The organism is Bacillus sp. FSL H8-0492 (assembly GCF_038006145.1).
In the GTDB taxonomy this organism is placed as follows: Bacteria; Bacillota; Bacilli; order Bacillales; family Bacillaceae_G; genus Bacillus_A; species Bacillus_A mycoides.
Map to the genome: position 1 here is coordinate 5,082,598 of NZ_JBBOUP010000001.1, position 16,580 is coordinate 5,099,177.

Annotated in this window: 17 protein-coding genes; all 17 read right to left on the reverse strand. The window is 38.4% G+C overall.

What is annotated here, in order from left to right; translation table 11 throughout:
- Window positions 1-249: 249 nt before the first annotated feature.
- The 17 genes from MHH66_RS26315 to nuoI all read right to left on the reverse strand — a co-directional run bounded on the left by MHH66_RS26315 (window position 250) and on the right by nuoI (window position 16,557).
- Entirely contained in the window at window positions 250-1,251 is a 1,002-nt protein-coding gene (locus tag MHH66_RS26315; protein WP_002130035.1) for a rod shape-determining protein, read from the reverse strand.
- Between the two features lie 161 nt (window positions 1,252-1,412).
- The gene (spoIIID, locus tag MHH66_RS26320) at window positions 1,413-1,685 is read right to left on the reverse strand and encodes a sporulation transcriptional regulator SpoIIID (protein ID WP_002089714.1); all 273 of its coding nucleotides are present in this window, start codon (window positions 1,683-1,685) and stop codon (window positions 1,413-1,415) included.
- A 309-nt stretch (window positions 1,686-1,994) separates the two neighbouring features.
- The gene (locus MHH66_RS26325; RefSeq protein WP_002016211.1) at window positions 1,995-2,129 is read right to left on the reverse strand and encodes a hypothetical protein; all 135 of its coding nucleotides are present in this window, start codon (window positions 2,127-2,129) and stop codon (window positions 1,995-1,997) included.
- A 293-nt stretch (window positions 2,130-2,422) separates the two neighbouring features.
- The gene (locus tag MHH66_RS26330) at window positions 2,423-3,418 is read right to left on the reverse strand and encodes a M23 family metallopeptidase (protein ID WP_002143849.1); all 996 of its coding nucleotides are present in this window, start codon (window positions 3,416-3,418) and stop codon (window positions 2,423-2,425) included.
- A 161-nt stretch (window positions 3,419-3,579) separates the two neighbouring features.
- Window positions 3,580-4,287, reverse strand: coding sequence for an ABC transporter permease (locus MHH66_RS26335; RefSeq protein WP_078184879.1), 708 nt, complete (start codon window positions 4,285-4,287; stop codon window positions 3,580-3,582).
- Window positions 4,287-5,129 (reverse strand): ABC transporter ATP-binding protein, encoded by an 843-nt coding sequence (locus MHH66_RS26340; RefSeq protein ID WP_078184880.1) that lies wholly within the window; start codon window positions 5,127-5,129, stop codon window positions 4,287-4,289. The genes MHH66_RS26335 and MHH66_RS26340 overlap by 1 nt, the downstream gene beginning before the upstream one ends.
- A 179-nt stretch (window positions 5,130-5,308) precedes the next feature.
- Window positions 5,309-6,316, reverse strand: coding sequence for a LytTR family transcriptional regulator DNA-binding domain-containing protein (locus MHH66_RS26345; RefSeq protein ID WP_002191280.1), 1,008 nt, complete (start codon window positions 6,314-6,316; stop codon window positions 5,309-5,311).
- A gap of 102 nt (window positions 6,317-6,418) precedes the next feature.
- Window positions 6,419-7,438 (reverse strand): stage II sporulation protein D, encoded by a 1,020-nt coding sequence (gene spoIID / locus MHH66_RS26350; RefSeq protein WP_002035202.1) that lies wholly within the window; start codon window positions 7,436-7,438, stop codon window positions 6,419-6,421.
- 406 nt (window positions 7,439-7,844) lie between these two features.
- Entirely contained in the window at window positions 7,845-9,149 is a 1,305-nt protein-coding gene (gene murA / locus MHH66_RS26355) for a UDP-N-acetylglucosamine 1-carboxyvinyltransferase (protein WP_002068497.1), read from the reverse strand.
- A gap of 39 nt (window positions 9,150-9,188) precedes the next feature.
- The gene (locus tag MHH66_RS26360) at window positions 9,189-9,893 is read right to left on the reverse strand and encodes a YwmB family TATA-box binding protein (protein ID WP_201096114.1); all 705 of its coding nucleotides are present in this window, start codon (window positions 9,891-9,893) and stop codon (window positions 9,189-9,191) included.
- 51 nt (window positions 9,894-9,944) lie between these two features.
- Window positions 9,945-10,181 (reverse strand): DUF1146 family protein, encoded by a 237-nt coding sequence (locus MHH66_RS26365; protein WP_002016201.1) that lies wholly within the window; start codon window positions 10,179-10,181, stop codon window positions 9,945-9,947.
- A 212-nt stretch (window positions 10,182-10,393) separates the two neighbouring features.
- Window positions 10,394-11,911 (reverse strand): NADH-quinone oxidoreductase subunit NuoN, encoded by a 1,518-nt coding sequence (nuoN, locus tag MHH66_RS26370; protein WP_063219450.1) that lies wholly within the window; start codon window positions 11,909-11,911, stop codon window positions 10,394-10,396.
- Window positions 11,912-11,918: 7 nt separating this feature from the next.
- Entirely contained in the window at window positions 11,919-13,421 is a 1,503-nt protein-coding gene (locus MHH66_RS26375; protein ID WP_078184881.1) for an NADH-quinone oxidoreductase subunit M, read from the reverse strand.
- Window positions 13,418-15,280, reverse strand: coding sequence for an NADH-quinone oxidoreductase subunit L (gene nuoL, locus MHH66_RS26380; protein WP_078184882.1), 1,863 nt, complete (start codon window positions 15,278-15,280; stop codon window positions 13,418-13,420). Before nuoL ends, MHH66_RS26375 begins: the two co-directional genes overlap by 4 nt.
- A 29-nt stretch (window positions 15,281-15,309) precedes the next feature.
- Window positions 15,310-15,624, reverse strand: a complete 315-nt coding sequence (nuoK, locus tag MHH66_RS26385) for an NADH-quinone oxidoreductase subunit NuoK (protein WP_000100081.1) — start codon at window positions 15,622-15,624, stop codon at window positions 15,310-15,312.
- Entirely contained in the window at window positions 15,617-16,141 is a 525-nt protein-coding gene (locus tag MHH66_RS26390; RefSeq protein WP_078184883.1) for an NADH-quinone oxidoreductase subunit J, read from the reverse strand. Before MHH66_RS26390 ends, nuoK begins: the two co-directional genes overlap by 8 nt.
- A complete protein-coding gene (gene nuoI / locus MHH66_RS26395; protein WP_002016193.1) occupies window positions 16,138-16,557 on the reverse strand; it encodes an NADH-quinone oxidoreductase subunit NuoI in 420 nt (139 codons plus the stop codon). The genes MHH66_RS26390 and nuoI overlap by 4 nt, the downstream gene beginning before the upstream one ends.
- Between the last annotated feature and the right edge of the window lie 23 nt (window positions 16,558-16,580).

Here is a 16,580-nt window from a genome sequence, read left to right on the forward strand (position 1 = left end):
AGGTAGAAAAGAGTGTATGCCCAAATTAGGGAAAGGCAATATGTATTTGAACATTTTTTGCCTTAATGTCGTATTCCGAATCATTATATTACATACGTTTTCAAATAAGAAAACATTAAATTTAACTGCATATACGGATATATCACCCTATTTCTTTATTTTCCTCTATTTTTCTTCCGTTTTCGTAAAAAATTAGAATTAAAAAAATCAAAAAAAAGAACTAAGGTTTTCCCTTAGCTCTTTCTCACTTTATTTCAATGCACGACGTGGTAATTTATCGATATTCTCTAACATAATACCTGTACCAATAGCAACACATTGCATTGGGTTTTCAGCGATTAATACTGGTACCTTTAATTCTTCTGCTAGAAGCATGTCGATACCGTGTAATAAAGCTCCACCGCCTGTTAGAATAACACCACGGTCGATAATGTCCGCAGATAGTTCTGGTGGTGTGCGCTCTAGTACGCCTTTTGCAGCTTGTACAATGATAGCTGCGTCTTCTTTTAGTGCTTCTGTAATCTCTTCAGAGCATACTGTAATTGTACGTGGTAAACCTGTTACCATGTCACGTCCGCGAATTTCAAGCTCTTCACTACGTGCACCTGGGAATACTGTACCAACTTTAATTTTAATATTTTCTGAAGTACGTTCTCCAATTAATAGCTTATACTTACGTTTAACGTAGTTTAAGATTTCCATATCAAACTTATCGCCAGCCATTTTGATAGAGGAAGAGGTAACAATATCACCCATAGAAAGTACGGCAATATCTGTTGTACCTCCACCAATATCAACAACCATGTTTCCGCTTGGCTGGAAGATTTCCATACCAGCACCAACTGCGGCTACTTTTGGTTCTTCTTCTAAAAATACTGTTTTACCACCTGAACGTTCAGCAGCCTCACGAATTGCTTTTTGTTCTACAGATGTGATATTTGTTGGACAGCAAATTAAAATGCGAGGTTTTGAAAAGAAGCTCTTCACGTCCAATTTGTTAATGAAATACTTTAACATTGCTTCTGTAATTTCGAAATCTGCGATTACACCATCTTTAAGCGGACGAATTGCTACAATATTACCAGGTGTACGCCCCACCATACTTCTTGCTTCTTCACCTACTGCTAATACTTTTCCACTATTACGATCAATTGCCACAACAGATGGCTCATTTAATACAATACCCTTACCTTTAACATGAATTAATACGTTAGCCGTGCCTAGGTCAATTCCGATATCTCGCGCAAACATTCCCGTCATTTCCTCCTCGATATTCAAAATCAGGTTACACCCGAATTTTTTTACACCTAATTTCTGATTTTATCATAAATTTAACAGAAACGTAATATTCGCAAAAAGAATTCTTCTGAAAAATATTACCGAATTCACAAGGAATGTTTGCTATTTTAGATTTATTGGCGCACAGGGTTTTCTGTATCTTCTTTTCGGTACTTTTGCTTTGTTGCTTCTCCACCTCTTAGATGACGAATAGACTTATGGTAATCAAGAATTTCTTTCACTTCATTTGCGAGCTCTGGATTAATTTCTGGCAAACGTTCTGTTAAATCTTTATGGACTGTACTCTTTGATACCCCAAACTCCTTTGCGATTACACGCACTGTCTTTCTTGTCTCCACGATATACTTGCCAATCTTGATAGTTCTCTCTTTGATGTAATCGTGCACACCACTCGCCTCCCTAAATTGGATGTGAGAAGTGTGAAATGAGACTCGCTGCATACGACTATGAAGTAAATGTGAGTGCTGTTTGTAAGCGTTAAACATTCTTGGATTTATAATGAAATGATTCACGATTTCTCACCTCAAACACTCTCTTTGCATTGGTTTATACCATTGTATTGCCCGCACTACTGATATATGCTACATGTTCACTATTTTTGCGGACTAAGTTAAGAAAAATTACGTTTTTTTGTGAGAAATACGTTAACGATGACAATTATGGCGAAAAAAAGTGACACCTCTTTATAAAAGGTGTCACTCTTCTCTTTCATATTCTTCTTCTAACAACTGATGGTGGGGGACTTCTTTCTTACCGGCAATATAATAATATAAAGCGAATAAAACAAACAATAAAATGATAGCAATCGACAGAACAGATAAAAATGACACAGTATCCCCTCCCTTTTGTAATATATATTCGAGAATCTCGTCATTTTTCCTTGTTATTGCAACTTTTTTCTCGAAATTGATTATTTTTATATGAAAATAAAGTGAAACTTTAATCAGTGGGGGTTTTGTTCATCCCCCACTGATTATTAGTTGAACCAATCGGGCTTTTACGGGCAGTTGATCTCCCACCTAACTTCTTTGCTCCAGCTGAATTTTGAGGTGGGAGTCTTACTGCCCGTTAATGCGGGATAAAAAAATCAGCTCTCCTAATGAGAACTGATTTTTTCACTTTATTATTCTTGTGAAGAAGAACCGTTAGATGATTCTGTAGAACCATTCGTTGATTTTTCTTCTTTTTGAGATTTGTCATCTTGTTTGCCGTTCGTCTCTTTATCACTAGTCGAACCGCTTGTCGATTTCTCTTCTTTTTGAGATTTCTCATCTTGTTTGCCGTTCGTCTCTTTATCACTAGTCGAGCCGCTTGTTGATTTCTCTTCTTTTTGAGACTTATCTTCTGTTTTACTTTCTGGTTTCGTGCTTGTTGACTTTTCTTCTTTTTGAGATTTGTCATCAGCTTTTTTACCAGAAGCATTCGTCGCCTTTGCAGCACCTGCATCAGCTTTAATTTCTGCTACTGATTTATTTAAATAACGCTCAGGGTTCACAGCCACATTGTCTTTACGTACTTCAAAGTGAACGTAAGAACCTGCATCTTTATTCATTGCATTTAGACCTGATTTTCCTAACACTTCACCTTGCGCGACTCTTGCACCTTTTTCTACTTTCACACTGCCTAAGCTTTGATAAGATGCTGCTACACCATTTCCACTATCTACTGTTACAACATAACCAAGAAGTGAATCTTTTTCAGCTTTCGTTACTGTACCACTTAAAGCAGCTGTAACATCAAATTCTTTTCCGTTTTTCGCAGCAATGTCAATTCCTTTATTCGGGGAATATGTGTTGTTATAAAAGACAAGTGCTTTTTCTTGTTCCGCCTCTGATGCTGCATCTTCATAGAATTTCTTCTGTACTACTACTTCTGCATTTACTGCAGCTGGCATTTTCACTACTTCTGAAGATTTTGTTACTGGTACTGCCGGATCTTCCGTTTGTGTATACGGTGTTGCTTGATCTTGGTTCGGAGCTTTCTTTGGATTAGCTCCCTGGAACCATAGCGCAACCATTAAGATTACCGCTGCACAAGCAATGTATAGTGCCGGAAACACCCATCTTTTTTGAAATAAATGTACTACTTTTTGCGACTTTTTACTATTTCTTCCTCGCATTCCATCATCACCTCAGCAATCATTTTGAACAATATTCACTCATCCTATACAACCTATAACTAATTACTTTTCGACAAAATCTGTAAAAATATGCATAGGAATTGCAAAATTTCCGAGGAAATGATAGAAAAAGGAAAAAACTGAGCGTTTCAGCTCAGTTTTTAGTCCATTTGTTTCTTTCTATAAATGAAGAGCGTAATAACAAGTACTGCAACTAACCAAATAGTTATATTCAATAAATTACTAGCAATTGCACTAAAACCTTCACCTTTTATAACACTGCTAACTGCAAGACCGATATGACGAGTTGGTAAATAACCAATCATCTTTGTAACAACTTCATTCTTCACAAACATCCCAATTAAATCGCCCAAAAGAAATGTCATTAATATTGGCAATCCAATTGTTGAGGTTTGTGGCACATTTTGAGCTAATAATCCGATACAAGTGCCAATGAGATTAAATATTAGCATTCCAAGAACAAAGATGAGTAATAATATTGCAAAATTACCTTCTAATTTACCTAAAATAAGTAGATTAATAAAACAAATTGCAACTGTAATCAGACCTGTTAATGAACTTTTACCAATTAATACTTCAATTGATGATGCTGGTGATAGCATAAGAACACGAAGCGTATTTTTTTCTTTTTCTTCAGCGATGAGCATTGCCTGTACAAAACCTCCGACCATAACTAATGCCATCGCAGTTAATGTACCTGCCCCAGCTTCTCTAAAGTTGTCTGCACGACTAAATAGTATTGCAAAGAAAACTGGCATTGCCATCATAATTAAAGTTTGTGAATTCGTTTTAAAATCCTGTAACTCTTTCCGAAAAATAGCTGAAAATCGTCTCATTGAAAATGTCATTATAATCCCCTCCCAGTAACTTCAATAAAGATATCGCCTAACGTTGGTTCGTGTGAATGAATAGATAGTAATTCGCCTTTTTTCATCCATTCTGAAATGCGTTTTGCTCCTAATTCATCTTTTTGTACCGTTTCTTTTTGCTTATCTTTTAACACAACTTGTATTTTGTCTTTCGCATATTGCAAGCGAAGGTTTTCTGGTGTATCAAGAGCTACTATTTCTCCCCCGCATAGAAAGGCGATGCGGTTACAAAGTGTTTCTGCTTCGTCCATATTGTGAGTCGTTAAGAAAATCGTCGTTCCCTCTTTATTTAAGTCTTTTAAGATTTTATGAATGTTTTGTACGTTTACTGGATCAAGTGCAGATGTTGGTTCGTCTAAGAAGAGGATATCTGGTTTATGAAGGATTGCTCTCGCTAGTGTGACACGCTGCTTCATTCCTTTTGACAATTTTTTTACTTGTGTTTTTTTATCATCTAATAAGTTCACTTGTGCTAGTACTTCATCGATTCGTTCTTTTTTACAATCGTATAAGTCACAAAATAATAGTAAGTTATCATAAATGCTAAGTCTTTCGTATAAGCCGCTATTGTCTGTTAAAATACCGATTCGTTTGTAATCGATACTACTTGGCCCTGTAATGTCTTTCCCTAACACTCGTACTGTTCCAACGCTATGAAGCAATTGAGAAGTTAAAATCTTTACTGTTGTTGTTTTCCCAGATCCACTCGGTCCGAGGAATCCAAAGATTTCTCCTTGCTTCACCTCAATATTTACATTTCGAAGGGCCGTTTTTCCATCGAAACTTTTCATTACATCTTTCATTTCAATTGCCAATGTCATTTCGTCATCCCCTTTGTTTTTCTTTTTATAGATGAAAGTCGCTTTAGCGCTTTTCGTTTGTTTGTTTCGCTTTTCTTGACTCAATCATATGAAAAACAAAGGGTAGGCGCAGTAAAATACCGGTAAAAGGAGTATTTTTACCGGTGAATGAATCGTATTTTGAGCTTATCGGAGCATTTTTATAGCCCAATTACACCTTTTAATTCATCCATTCGTCCTTTTGAAAGCGGGATTGAACTTTTTCTTTCGTCATCCAAAATTAAACTAAAACTATTACGTGTCCACGTAATAACTTCTCGTACTCTTTGTAAATTGACGAGGTACGAGCGATGACATCTAAAGAATCCAAATCCTGTTAATCTCACTTCTAGTTCACTTAATGTTAATGCACATACGAAATCACCTTCGCGCACATGAATATGTGTCACTCCATTTTGTGTTTCAATGAAATGGATCTCCATCGGATCCAGTAAAATGATTTTATCGTTCACTTTCGCTGGTATTCTTTCCAGTTTCATTTGCGGAATCATTTGAACTACTTTTTCTTCATCGACTTCTTCAACTTCCTCTTGCTCTATTTCTATCTTTTTCACACCATCGTTGTTTAATATGTACACATCTTCTGTCAGCGAAAGGGCATCTGATAAAAAGGAGGACGTAATAAAGATTGCCTTTCCTTGCTCTTTCATTTTCATAATCGCTTTTCGAATAATGATCGTACTCTCTGTATCGACATTTTGCTCTGGCTCTTCTAAAATAACTAAATCCGGATTATGAATCATAACTCGCCCAAGATGAAGACGGCGTTTCTCTGAAAATGATAGTTTTTCTATTTTAACGTTCAACTTATCTAGGAGACCGACATATTGTACTACTTCTTCCATACTCATGTTAGATTCATAAAGCCCTAATATAAACTTGAAGTACTCCCTCACCTTCAAACGATCGTATGCTTCATCTTTCAAAAAACAAAAACCAATGCGGGAATAATTCTTCTTTCCAATCGCTGTGCCTTCAAATAGTACATTCCCAGTTGAAGCTGCTTCTTCACCGATAATGATACGGTGCAACACTTTAGCTGTATGGTTATTACACTGCAAAACAACACATTGTCCCTTCTCAACCTCTAGCTCAATTGCCGGTAACTGGTTCGTCTTCCCTAACTGTTTCAACTCCAGTAGCGCCATTTCGTCTCCCCCAAATGTTTTTATCCTATTATACCAAACAATTAATGGAAAATTATGATATTTTAAACAAAAAAGAAGTAGGTATCAGGAAACCCCTGACACCTACTTCTTCACCATCAATTTCCCTTCATAATCATTCATCGTCTTTATTTCAATGCCTTTATAGTAATGAGCGACTATCTCTGTATATTTCTTACCTTCCGCTGCCATACCATTTGCACCGTACTGGCTCATACCGACGCCGTGACCGAATCCTTTCGTTGTAACGGTGATGTTATCCCCTTCTTGTTTCCACGTAAAGTCTGAGGAGCGTAAATCTAACTTTTCACGAACTTGTTTTCCTGTTAATGTTTTCCCTTGGAACTCTACATCCTTTACTCGCTTTCCTTCCGTAAGGTCTTTAATATTACCAACCTTTCCGTTTGCTAGTACTTTCACACCGAGACGTTTTTGAAAATCAGCTACTGTGAATTTTTGCTCACTCGTAAATTTTGGAGAGGCTTGATCCCACGGACTATCTACGCTTTTCAAGTACGGATAATCATTTCCCCAATAATCAGCTGCATTTTCTGTTCGTCCGTTACTCGTTGAGAAGAAGGATGCTGAAATTGGTTTTCCATCATACGTTAAAACTTGTCCTGCGGTTTTCGAAACGGCTTCCTCAATTTTCTTTAAATTATTTTCATAGTTATTACCCCATTGTTTCTTCAATTCCTCTTTGCTTTTGTACACTTGATCTTTCACTGTATCTGTCACGTCCGCATTGTTTTTCTTACCACCGCTTAGCATACGCTGCACTACAAATGTTCTTGCTGCTAATGCCTGCGCCTTTAGCGCCTCTATTTCAAAGCTGGCATTCATCTCAGAAGCTACTACACCGGCCACATACTCCTCCATAGGTAATGTTTCTACCTTCTTCTGCTGATCACGATATACAGCAACTTGAACCGCTGTATCCACTTTCCCTGGAGCTGGTATACTTTCTATCGCTGGAGGAGTTTTAGAAGCTGCTTCTTCCCCTACTTTTGCTTTCGCAAACGGAATAACAAGAGCAGCAGGTACAATGATAACGAGCGCTATTAAGAGCGCTACTGTAATGAAAAGTGGCTTTGAAAATTTCATCCTATTCCCCCAATATAAAGTGAAACTTTAATCAGTGGGGGGTTTTGCTCATCCCCCACTGATTATTAGTTGAACCAATCGGGCATTTACGGGTAGCAGGGCTTCCACTTAACTTCTTTGCTTCAGCCGAATTTTGAGGTGGGAGTTTTACTGACCGTTAATGCGGGATAAAGTTGGATTCCTTTCATTCTTATGGAACTACGGGATCTTTTAGAACATACTTGGGGGTATCGATATAAAGTGAAACTTTAATCAGTGGGGTTTTACTGACCGCAAATAGTGGAATAAAACAAAAATTTTCTAAATATTTTCACTGAGACGTGCATAAGTATGGAATTTATTGACTATAACAGTAATAACCCAAAAAAAATAGCCCCTATGTCAAAAGACATAAAGACTACTTCAATTAAGCGTGAAGATCAGAAACTTCTTGTTCTTTCACTTCTTCTACTTTTTCGTTTACACGTTCAATAGTTGCACCTAATGCAGCTAATTTCTTATGGAAATCTACATAACCACGGTCAAGATGTTTTAACTCTGTTACACGAGTATAACCTTCTGATACTAAACCAGCTAAGATTAATGCTGCTGCAGCACGTAAATCAGTTGCGCCAACTTCAGCTCCTTGCAAGCTACTTGGACCGTTCATAATTACAGAACGACCTTCGATTTTAATATCAGCATTCATACGACGGAATTCTTCAACGTGCATAAAGCGGTTTTCGAATACCGTTTCTGTAATCATACTTGTTCCATCAGCATGTAGTAATAATGCCATCATTTGTGATTGCATGTCTGTTGGGAAACCTGGATGAGGCATAGTTTTAATATCAACCGCTTTTAACTTATCTGGGCCGATAACACGTACACCTTCATTTTCCTCAATAATTTTAACACCCATTTCTTCCATTTTCGCTGTAATTGAGCGTAAATGTTCAGGCACAGCATTTTCAATTAAGATGTCTCCACCTGTAATTGCCGCTGCAACCATGAATGTTCCTGCTTCAATACGGTCAGGAATAATAGGGTGGTTTGCACCATATAATTTTTCAACGCCTTCAATACGAATCGTTCCAGTTCCAGCTCCGCGTACTTTCGCTCCCATTGCATTTAAGAAGTTAGCTAAGTCAACGATTTCTGGCTCTTTCGCTGCGTTTTCAAGGACTGTTGTCCCTTTTGCTAATGTAGCTGCAGACATAATGTTTTCTGTCGCGCCTACGCTTGGGAAGTCTAAATAAATTTTAGCTCCTTTTAGTTCGCCCTCTACGTGTGCCTCAACAAATCCGTTACCAACTTTTACTTTCGCTCCCATTGCTTCGAAGCCTTTTAAATGTTGGTCAATTGGACGTGAACCAATTGCACATCCACCAGGAAGTGCAATACGAGCACGACCGTTACGTGCTAATAATGGTCCCATTACTTGAACAGATGCACGCATCTTACGTACATACTCAAATGGTGCCTCAATGTTTAATTCTTTAGAAGAATCGATTGTTACTTGGTTATTTTCAAATACGACTTCAGCATTTAAATGACGTAATACCTCGTTAATTGTGTATACATCAGATAATACTGGTACTTCAGATAGTACATTCTTTCCGTCACTCGCTAATAGGGCTGCAGCGATTATAGGTAATACAGCATTTTTTGCGCCCTCAACACGCACTGTGCCGCTTAACCGCTTTCCGCCACGGACGATGATCTTTTCCAAATTATTCCCCTCCGTGTCCTTTTTTCAGTATCTATTCACTCAATACTCAGAAGTTATGATCGGTGTGCCAACCACAATTGTATCTTTGTTGTTTGTAGAACGTATTGCTATTTGCACATTTATTTTCTCTCTATTTGTTGAAAGAGCGTCATTCCACTTTTTATTATATGCGGAGACTGATACAAATGCTCTTTCTTCTATCTGCTCGATCGCTCTTGCTGAAAGATCTTTCAAAACCTGATTGGTTTTATTTTGCAAAACACCTTCAATCTTATCATTCAGTACACCTTGAACACAAGTGTAAATTATAGGTTTTTCACTAAAAATTTTATCCATGTTCTGAACGTACTTCGGGTCCCATTTCGCCCCGCTCACTTCAAAAATAATAAAAGTGTTTTCTTTAGTATTTTCCTTACTCCAAGTTACTACTATTCGTTCTTCATGTGAAGAAGATTTTTTATAGGATGTAGCCTTATATCCATCTGGAGATTGTTCTAATTCCCAACTTTCGATGTTTGCCTCTTCCTTCACATCGTTTAACAATTTTTGAAACGTATGTATATTAGAAATTGTTTTCGTTTCTCGCGCTAACCATGACCACCGCTCTACTTTTGCATCGTTCTTCTCTAAAGCTGCAATCATGCTCTCCATTTTCTGTTCATCGCTTATAGGTTTCATCTCTTTATATCCAACCAAAAATAAAGCAACACTTACGATAACGATAAGAATGGCTTTAAACTTCAATTTCATCCCCTCCTATCCCCATTGTTAACGGAGATATGAGGTTCTATACACTTACTTTACTAAATACGTTAAACTCTTTGAATAGCCTAAATAATCAAGGAAAAAGTTACTTACAGATGTCCCAATTGCAATTGTAATTAGGATAAGTAATACTCTCGTCTGCATCACTTTTCCAGACTTCATTAAGCGCTCAATGTGAATACCTTGTAAGGCCCACCACGTAATGGTAATAAACAATAAATGCGAAACAATGGCAATCAGTGCTTGTTGCCCTAAAAGATGTGCCAAAAAATCGACCCCTTTTTTTGCTTGGCTACTACTTACGCAAGATGTAAAAAACGATACCACAAATAAGTAGGAGCCACACTTTTTCACACGCAAATAAACATCTTACATTTTACATCGTAATTTTCTGTTAAAAAACATATACCTATAGGTGTTTTCATTTGCTGTTACTCCAAAATAAAAAGCGTAGAGTACGGACTCTACACCTTTTATTTTTACCATTGTACCACGTTCCCTAAGAAGAAGAAATCTTTCATTAATGGAAAATATTCATAGAAGAAATTGTAACCAATCATCGGCATAATCCCCAGTATTACAATTGAAATTGCGCAAAGACTCATGACAATCTTTATATTTAACGGTAATCGGAGCTTTTCTTCTGCCCCTTCTGTGCGGAAAAACATTTGCTGTAATATCCGGAAGTAATATACGAATGAAATAACTGTTGTCCCCATCATAATAGAAGCTAATACGTAATGAGCAGGCTCAACATGAAGTGCCCCTAAAAAGATGTTAATTTTCCCGATGAAACCTGCTGTCCCCGGTATTCCAGCTAACGATAAAATAAAGACCGTCATCACTATAGCTGTAAAGGGGGATCTCTTATATAACCCTGTAAAAATCGTCATATTTTCCTTATCGTTTTGTAAGATTAATCCGTGGATGATTGCAAATGCTCCTATATTCATAAGCATATATGCAAGCATATAAAACCACATACTATCCATCGTAAACTGCGATAGCGCTACAAGAGGGACTAGCAAATACCCAGCATGCGCGATACCTGAATAGGCAAATAGACGTTTTACGTTGTATTGCTTTAATGCTACTACGTTCCCAACAATCATCGTAATACTAGCTAGTACCGCAATGTATATACTCATACGCCCGTACAAAGATTGTGCGTCTCCTTGGATTGCCACACCTGCAAACACCATAAGAAACAAACGCGTAATGAGTAGAAAACCAGCAATTTTAGAAATCGTTCCGAGAAAAGCAGTGACAGGTGTAGCCGCTCCCTCATACACATCTGGTGCCCACATATGAAATGGCACTGTTGCAATTTTGAATGAGAGTCCAACGAGCAAAAGTAGAAATGCGAGAGCTAACAATAACTGAATGCCCCCAGCCAATCCTTGTGTAAATACCTTTTGCATTTCCACTATGTTGGTCGACCCTGTAATACCGTATAAATAACTCATTCCAAAGAGTGTAATTGCTGTTCCAATTCCTCCGTTAATGACATATTTCATTGCAGCCTCATTCGACGCGCGGTTTCTTTTTCGGATTCCTACTAAAATATAGGAAGAAAGCGAAAGCAACTCTAAACCAACGAACAATGTGATGAAATCAACGCTAGAAGCCATGAACATCGCTCCAAGAAGCGCCATTAAAAACAAATAATAATATTCTCCTTTATCTTGAATAGGCTCCTTCTTGTCATCGCTTATTGCCATACATAAAACGAGAGCTGCTCCGCCTAATAACAACGTTTTAAATCCTTTTGAAAATCCATCTAGTACAAACGATCCATTTAAAATATCTCCTGCCGGTTCGCTATATAGCGTCATTAATGACACTATCGCTAACAAGGCAGCGGCAATTGCACCAATCGCAACGTACTTATGGTTCAGCTTAAAAAACAAATCACATATGGAAAGAAGGATGGCTGCCCCGAGAATAATGAATTCTGGTACCATGAGATGCCATGATAAGCTAAGTAACGTGTTCATATCCATCCTACTTCACCCCCAATGTTTTCAATGTAGTTTGAAGTGGATCCCCTAGTAGTTCTGGCATTACCCCAATTGCAATAATACAAACGATAAGCACTATAACAGGAACGTACTCCCATCCGTGTATATCAAATTTCGCTTCCCATTCTTTCTTACCAAATATGACTTGAAGTGTCGCTCTTAATACGTATACAGCGGTTAAAATAATTCCAATTACACCGACGGCGGCGATAACAGGTTTCCCTTGGAATAAACCGAGAAAGGCAAGGAATTCGCTAATAAATCCGGACATCCCTGGCATTCCAAGCGATGCCATACCGCCTGCTAGGAAGAAACCGCTAAGCACCGGAACACTTTTTGCAAGTCCACCAAGTGCTGTAATATCCGAAGTCCCGAAACGCTCTTCAATAATGCCAAGCAAGAAGAAGAGTAAGGCCGCAATTAAACCGTGAGACACAACTTGGAACAATGCCCCTTGTATACCTGGTGCATTTAACGCCGCCAGCCCCATTAATACAATGCCCATATGCGAAATACTAGAGTAAGCAAGTACCTTTCTAAAGTCCGTTTGGATGAGTGCTAGAAAGGCCCCATACAATAAATTAATTACCCCTAAAACCGCAATTAGCGTTGCAAAATCACGAAAATATTCTGGGAATAATCCTTTCCCGAAGCGAACAATACCGTACGCACCAATCTTCAGCAAAACCCCCGCGTGAAGCATAACTACAGCGGGATGCGCTTCTATGTGTACATTGACCATCCAGCGATGCAAAGGGAAAACAGGGAGTTTAATCGCAAAAGCAATCATTATGGCAAGAAACAAGCCGAACTGTACGCTACTTGAGACGGCCATCCCTCCCCCAGCACCTACACTCGTTAATATTTCTTTAAGCTCCGCAATATTTGTTGTACCTGTTTTCGCAAATAAAACCGAGAAAACGATAAGTAAAATAGCTGATCCAATACCGTTATATATTAAATAACTATATGCAGCCTTTTCACTCGACAATTTCCCCCACTTGCCAATTAATAAAAACATTGGTGGCAACGTAATCTCAAAGAACATGAAGAACAACATTAAATTTTGAGCAGCGAAGACACCGAGCATACCTATTTCTAACATGAGTAACAGCATGTAGAATGCTTTCAAATTTCTTTTAATAGAAAATGCCGCAATAGCTGCAAGCATCGCTAGAAGAGCTGTGAGCACCATCATTACAAGCGATAAACCATCAATGCCGAGCTCGTAATAAATTGAAAACCACCTTTTGTCCACTGCTGTGAAATCCCCAAATTTAATCCATTTCACTTTTTCATCAAATATCGATAAGCTCTTTCCTGAAGCGTATGTACAAGCAAGGACGGTAGCAATTCCAAATGGAAGCGCCGTTCCGAATAAACCAAGCGCCTGCACTGTACGCGATTCTCGTTTCGGCGTTAATAAAAGCAAGAGAATTCCTAAAAGCGGGGAAAAAATGAAGAACGTTAATAGCAATCCATTCACCGTAAATCCCCTCCCGTATATAACAAAATAATTAGGAGCACTGCGAGCGAAACTGCTGTTACAGTTCCATACACTTGTACATTCCCGTTTTGAAGCCGTGATCCTAGTCCACTCATACCTTTAACGAGTCCAGCAATTAAAACCGCGATTCCTTCTACAACGTATACTTCAAATAAGCGAAGCACATGAGCGATTCCTTTCGTAATAGGAAGTACTGTCGTATTGTATAGTTCATCCACATAATATTTTTCTTTCAAAAGGTTATAAAGAGACGTCCCTTCTCCGCCGGCCCAATCTCTAGAGATAGATTTCTTGCCATATATGAAATATGCGAGGGCAATTCCCGCAAATGAAACGAGCGTCGCAACAACCATAATCCAAACAGGTCCATGCACTTCCTTCACCTGGAATCCTATATCTTTCGTAAGCCAATCCCCAAGAAACGTTCCGAACCACGGTGTATTTATATAACCTGCCACTACCGCAAGAACACCAAGGGCAATCATCGGATACGTCATGGTGCGAGGCGATTCATGCACCTCTTTCTTCGTCTTCGTTTCCCCCGTAAAGACAAGAAAATATAGACGGAACATATAAAATGCTGTTAGAAATGCCGCAATTACTGCTAAAACGAATAGAAAGTAATTGCCATTCATCCAAGCCGCCGCTAAAATTTCATCTTTACTAAAAAATCCGGAAAGCAGAGGAACACCACTAATTGCAAGTGTGCCTATTAAAAATAGTGCACCGGTTACTTTCATCTTTTTCTGTAAACCGCCCATTTTATTAATGTTTTGCGTATGGACTGCATGAATTACACTTCCTGCTGCCAGGAACAATAATGCTTTAAAAAAGGCGTGTGTCGTTAAGTGAAAGATACCAGCTACATAACCAGCCGAGCCTAGCGCAAGCATCATATACCCGAGCTGACTAACTGTAGAGTAAGCAAGAACCCTCTTAATATCAGTTTGCACTAGACCGATAGAGGCCGCAAAGATTGCGGTGAAAGCCCCAACGATTGCCACAGTTTGCATCGCTACCGCACTTGCTGAAAATAGCGGGAACATCGTCGCTACTAAATATACGCCGGCTGCAACCATCGTTGCCGCGTGAATAAGCGCCGAAACAGGCGTCGGTCCTTCCATTGCATCTGGCAACCATGTATGAAGCGGGAACTGACCCGATTTCCCCATCGCACCGATAAAAATTAATATCGCCGTTATTGTAATCATAGAAGGAGAGAGGTCGCCCGTATGAATCGCTTTAAAAATCGCGTCATATTCAAAACTACCTGCGTGCCAAAAAATTAATATCATCCCAATAAATAGCCCAACATCCCCAATGCGTGTCATAATAAAAGCCTTTTTCGCAGCAGCCTTCGCTTCTTCTTTAAAGAAATAAAAACCGATAAGTAAAAACGAACCAAGGCCGACTAACTCCCAAAATATATAAAGCTGTAATAAATTCGTCGATATAACTAGCCCAAGCATCGCAAAGGTAAAGAGCCCTAAATATGCATAAAAGGTTGGTAATCTAGTGTCACCTTTCATATAACCTTTTGAGTACACATGTACAAGAAAACTCACAAGTGTAACGATAAACAACATTAAAGCCCCTAATGCGGTAACTTCAAAACCAAATGATATATCTATATCTCCTACCCTAAGCCATACCCACTTATGCTTCACTGCCTCGGATGAAAATCGTTCTATTAGTACCACTACCGCGGATATAACGGAGAGAAAGGTAAAGAAAATACCTAGTACACTACTTCCCTCTCTAATTTTCTTCCCGAACATAATAAGTATCAAAAACGAAACAAGCGGGAAAAGCGGTATGAGCCATGCATAATCGATCATTGTTTCCTTCCCCCTTTTCGGTCACAATGCTATCCTTTGAGCGTATCCATCTCATCTACATGAACTGTCGGGCGATTACGGTACAAAGCAATCAAAATTGCAAGACCTACCGCTGCCTCCGCTGCCGCTACAGACATCGTAAACAGCGAAAAAATTTGTCCTGTTAAATTCGGAAACAAGCCTAATTTACTAAACGCTACTAGATTTAAATTGGCGGCGTTTAACATCAATTCGATACAAACTAGTACAATTACTGTATTTCGCTTTGTTAAAGCTCCAAATAAGCCGATGCAAAACAAAATAATCGCAAGTGTTAAATACGCAGAAGCCGGAACGCTACTCATGGGAATCCTCCTCTCCCTCATCCTTCTTCGCAAAGATAATCGCTCCTACAAGTGCTACAAGTAAAATAACTGAGGTTAATTCGAATGGAATAATATATTTTGAATAGAGAAGTGTACCGATTTGAAGTGTGTTATTTTCATGGAGAGGTAAACTTCCTTGTGTGCTTTGATTTGAAAAATCGATACTATTAACAGCGAAATACATAACTGCTCCAAATGCTACAACCCCAAAGAAGATAATCCATTTTCGAAGAGTAAGGCGCGATTCATTTTCCGCGTTATGTTTCGTTAACATAATGCCAAAAATCATAATAATAGTGATTGCACCAGAGTAAAGTAAAATTTGTGCCACTCCGATAAATTCGGCTGATAAGAGAAAGTACAAACCCGCAATGCTAAGGAACGTAAGCACAAGGGCCAGCATCATATGCATTACTTTCGTTAAATTCAGCATAAGAACGCCGCCGATAATCGCAGACAAGGATAATATAAAGAAAGCTACAAACTCGCCGTTCATGCTTTATTCTCCTTCCTGATGTTCTCGTCGTTCTCGTCAAGCCACTGCAAATTTTTAAATAAATCATCACGTGAATACTCTGCAAGTTCAAAGTTATTTGTCATTACAATCGCCTCTGTCGGGCAAACTTCTGTACATAAATCGCAAAGAATACAAATTTCAAAATTAATATCATACGTGTCGATAATTTTCCCTTTTTTCGTAGGATCAGGATGTTTTTTTCCTGTTAATTGAATGCAATCTGTCGGACAAATGTTGGAACACTGATTACAAACAATACATTTCTCTGGATAAAACTTTTGAATACCTCGAAATCGGTCTGGTAATGGCAACGGTTGATTGGGATAATCATACGTCACCTTTTTCTTACTCAAATTACTAAGCGTATATTTTAACCCTTTAAATAGTCCTTTCATCTCTTACTGGCACCCCCTTTATA

Coding starts and splice junctions, on each gene's coding strand:
- MHH66_RS26315 (WP_002130035.1), bottom strand. CDS start 1,251: ATGTTTGCGCGAGATATCGGAATTGACCTAGGCACGGCTAACGTATTA.
- MHH66_RS26330 (WP_002143849.1), bottom strand. CDS start 3,418: ATGCGAGGAAGAAATAGTAAAAAGTCGCAAAAAGTAGTACATTTATTT.
- MHH66_RS26335 (WP_078184879.1), bottom strand. CDS start 4,287: ATGACATTTTCAATGAGACGATTTTCAGCTATTTTTCGGAAAGAGTTA.
- MHH66_RS26340 (WP_078184880.1), bottom strand. CDS start 5,129: ATGACATTGGCAATTGAAATGAAAGATGTAATGAAAAGTTTCGATGGA.
- MHH66_RS26345 (WP_002191280.1), bottom strand. CDS start 6,316: ATGGCGCTACTGGAGTTGAAACAGTTAGGGAAGACGAACCAGTTACCG.
- spoIID (WP_002035202.1), bottom strand. CDS start 7,438: ATGAAATTTTCAAAGCCACTTTTCATTACAGTAGCGCTCTTAATAGCG.
- nuoN (WP_063219450.1), bottom strand. CDS start 11,911: ATGAACACGTTACTTAGCTTATCATGGCATCTCATGGTACCAGAATTC.
- nuoL (WP_078184882.1), bottom strand. CDS start 15,280: ATGATCGATTATGCATGGCTCATACCGCTTTTCCCGCTTGTTTCGTTT.
- nuoK (WP_000100081.1), bottom strand. CDS start 15,624: ATGAGTAGCGTTCCGGCTTCTGCGTATTTAACACTTGCGATTATTTTG.
- MHH66_RS26390 (WP_078184883.1), bottom strand. CDS start 16,141: ATGAACGGCGAGTTTGTAGCTTTCTTTATATTATCCTTGTCTGCGATT.
- nuoI (WP_002016193.1), bottom strand. CDS start 16,557: ATGAAAGGACTATTTAAAGGGTTAAAATATACGCTTAGTAATTTGAGT.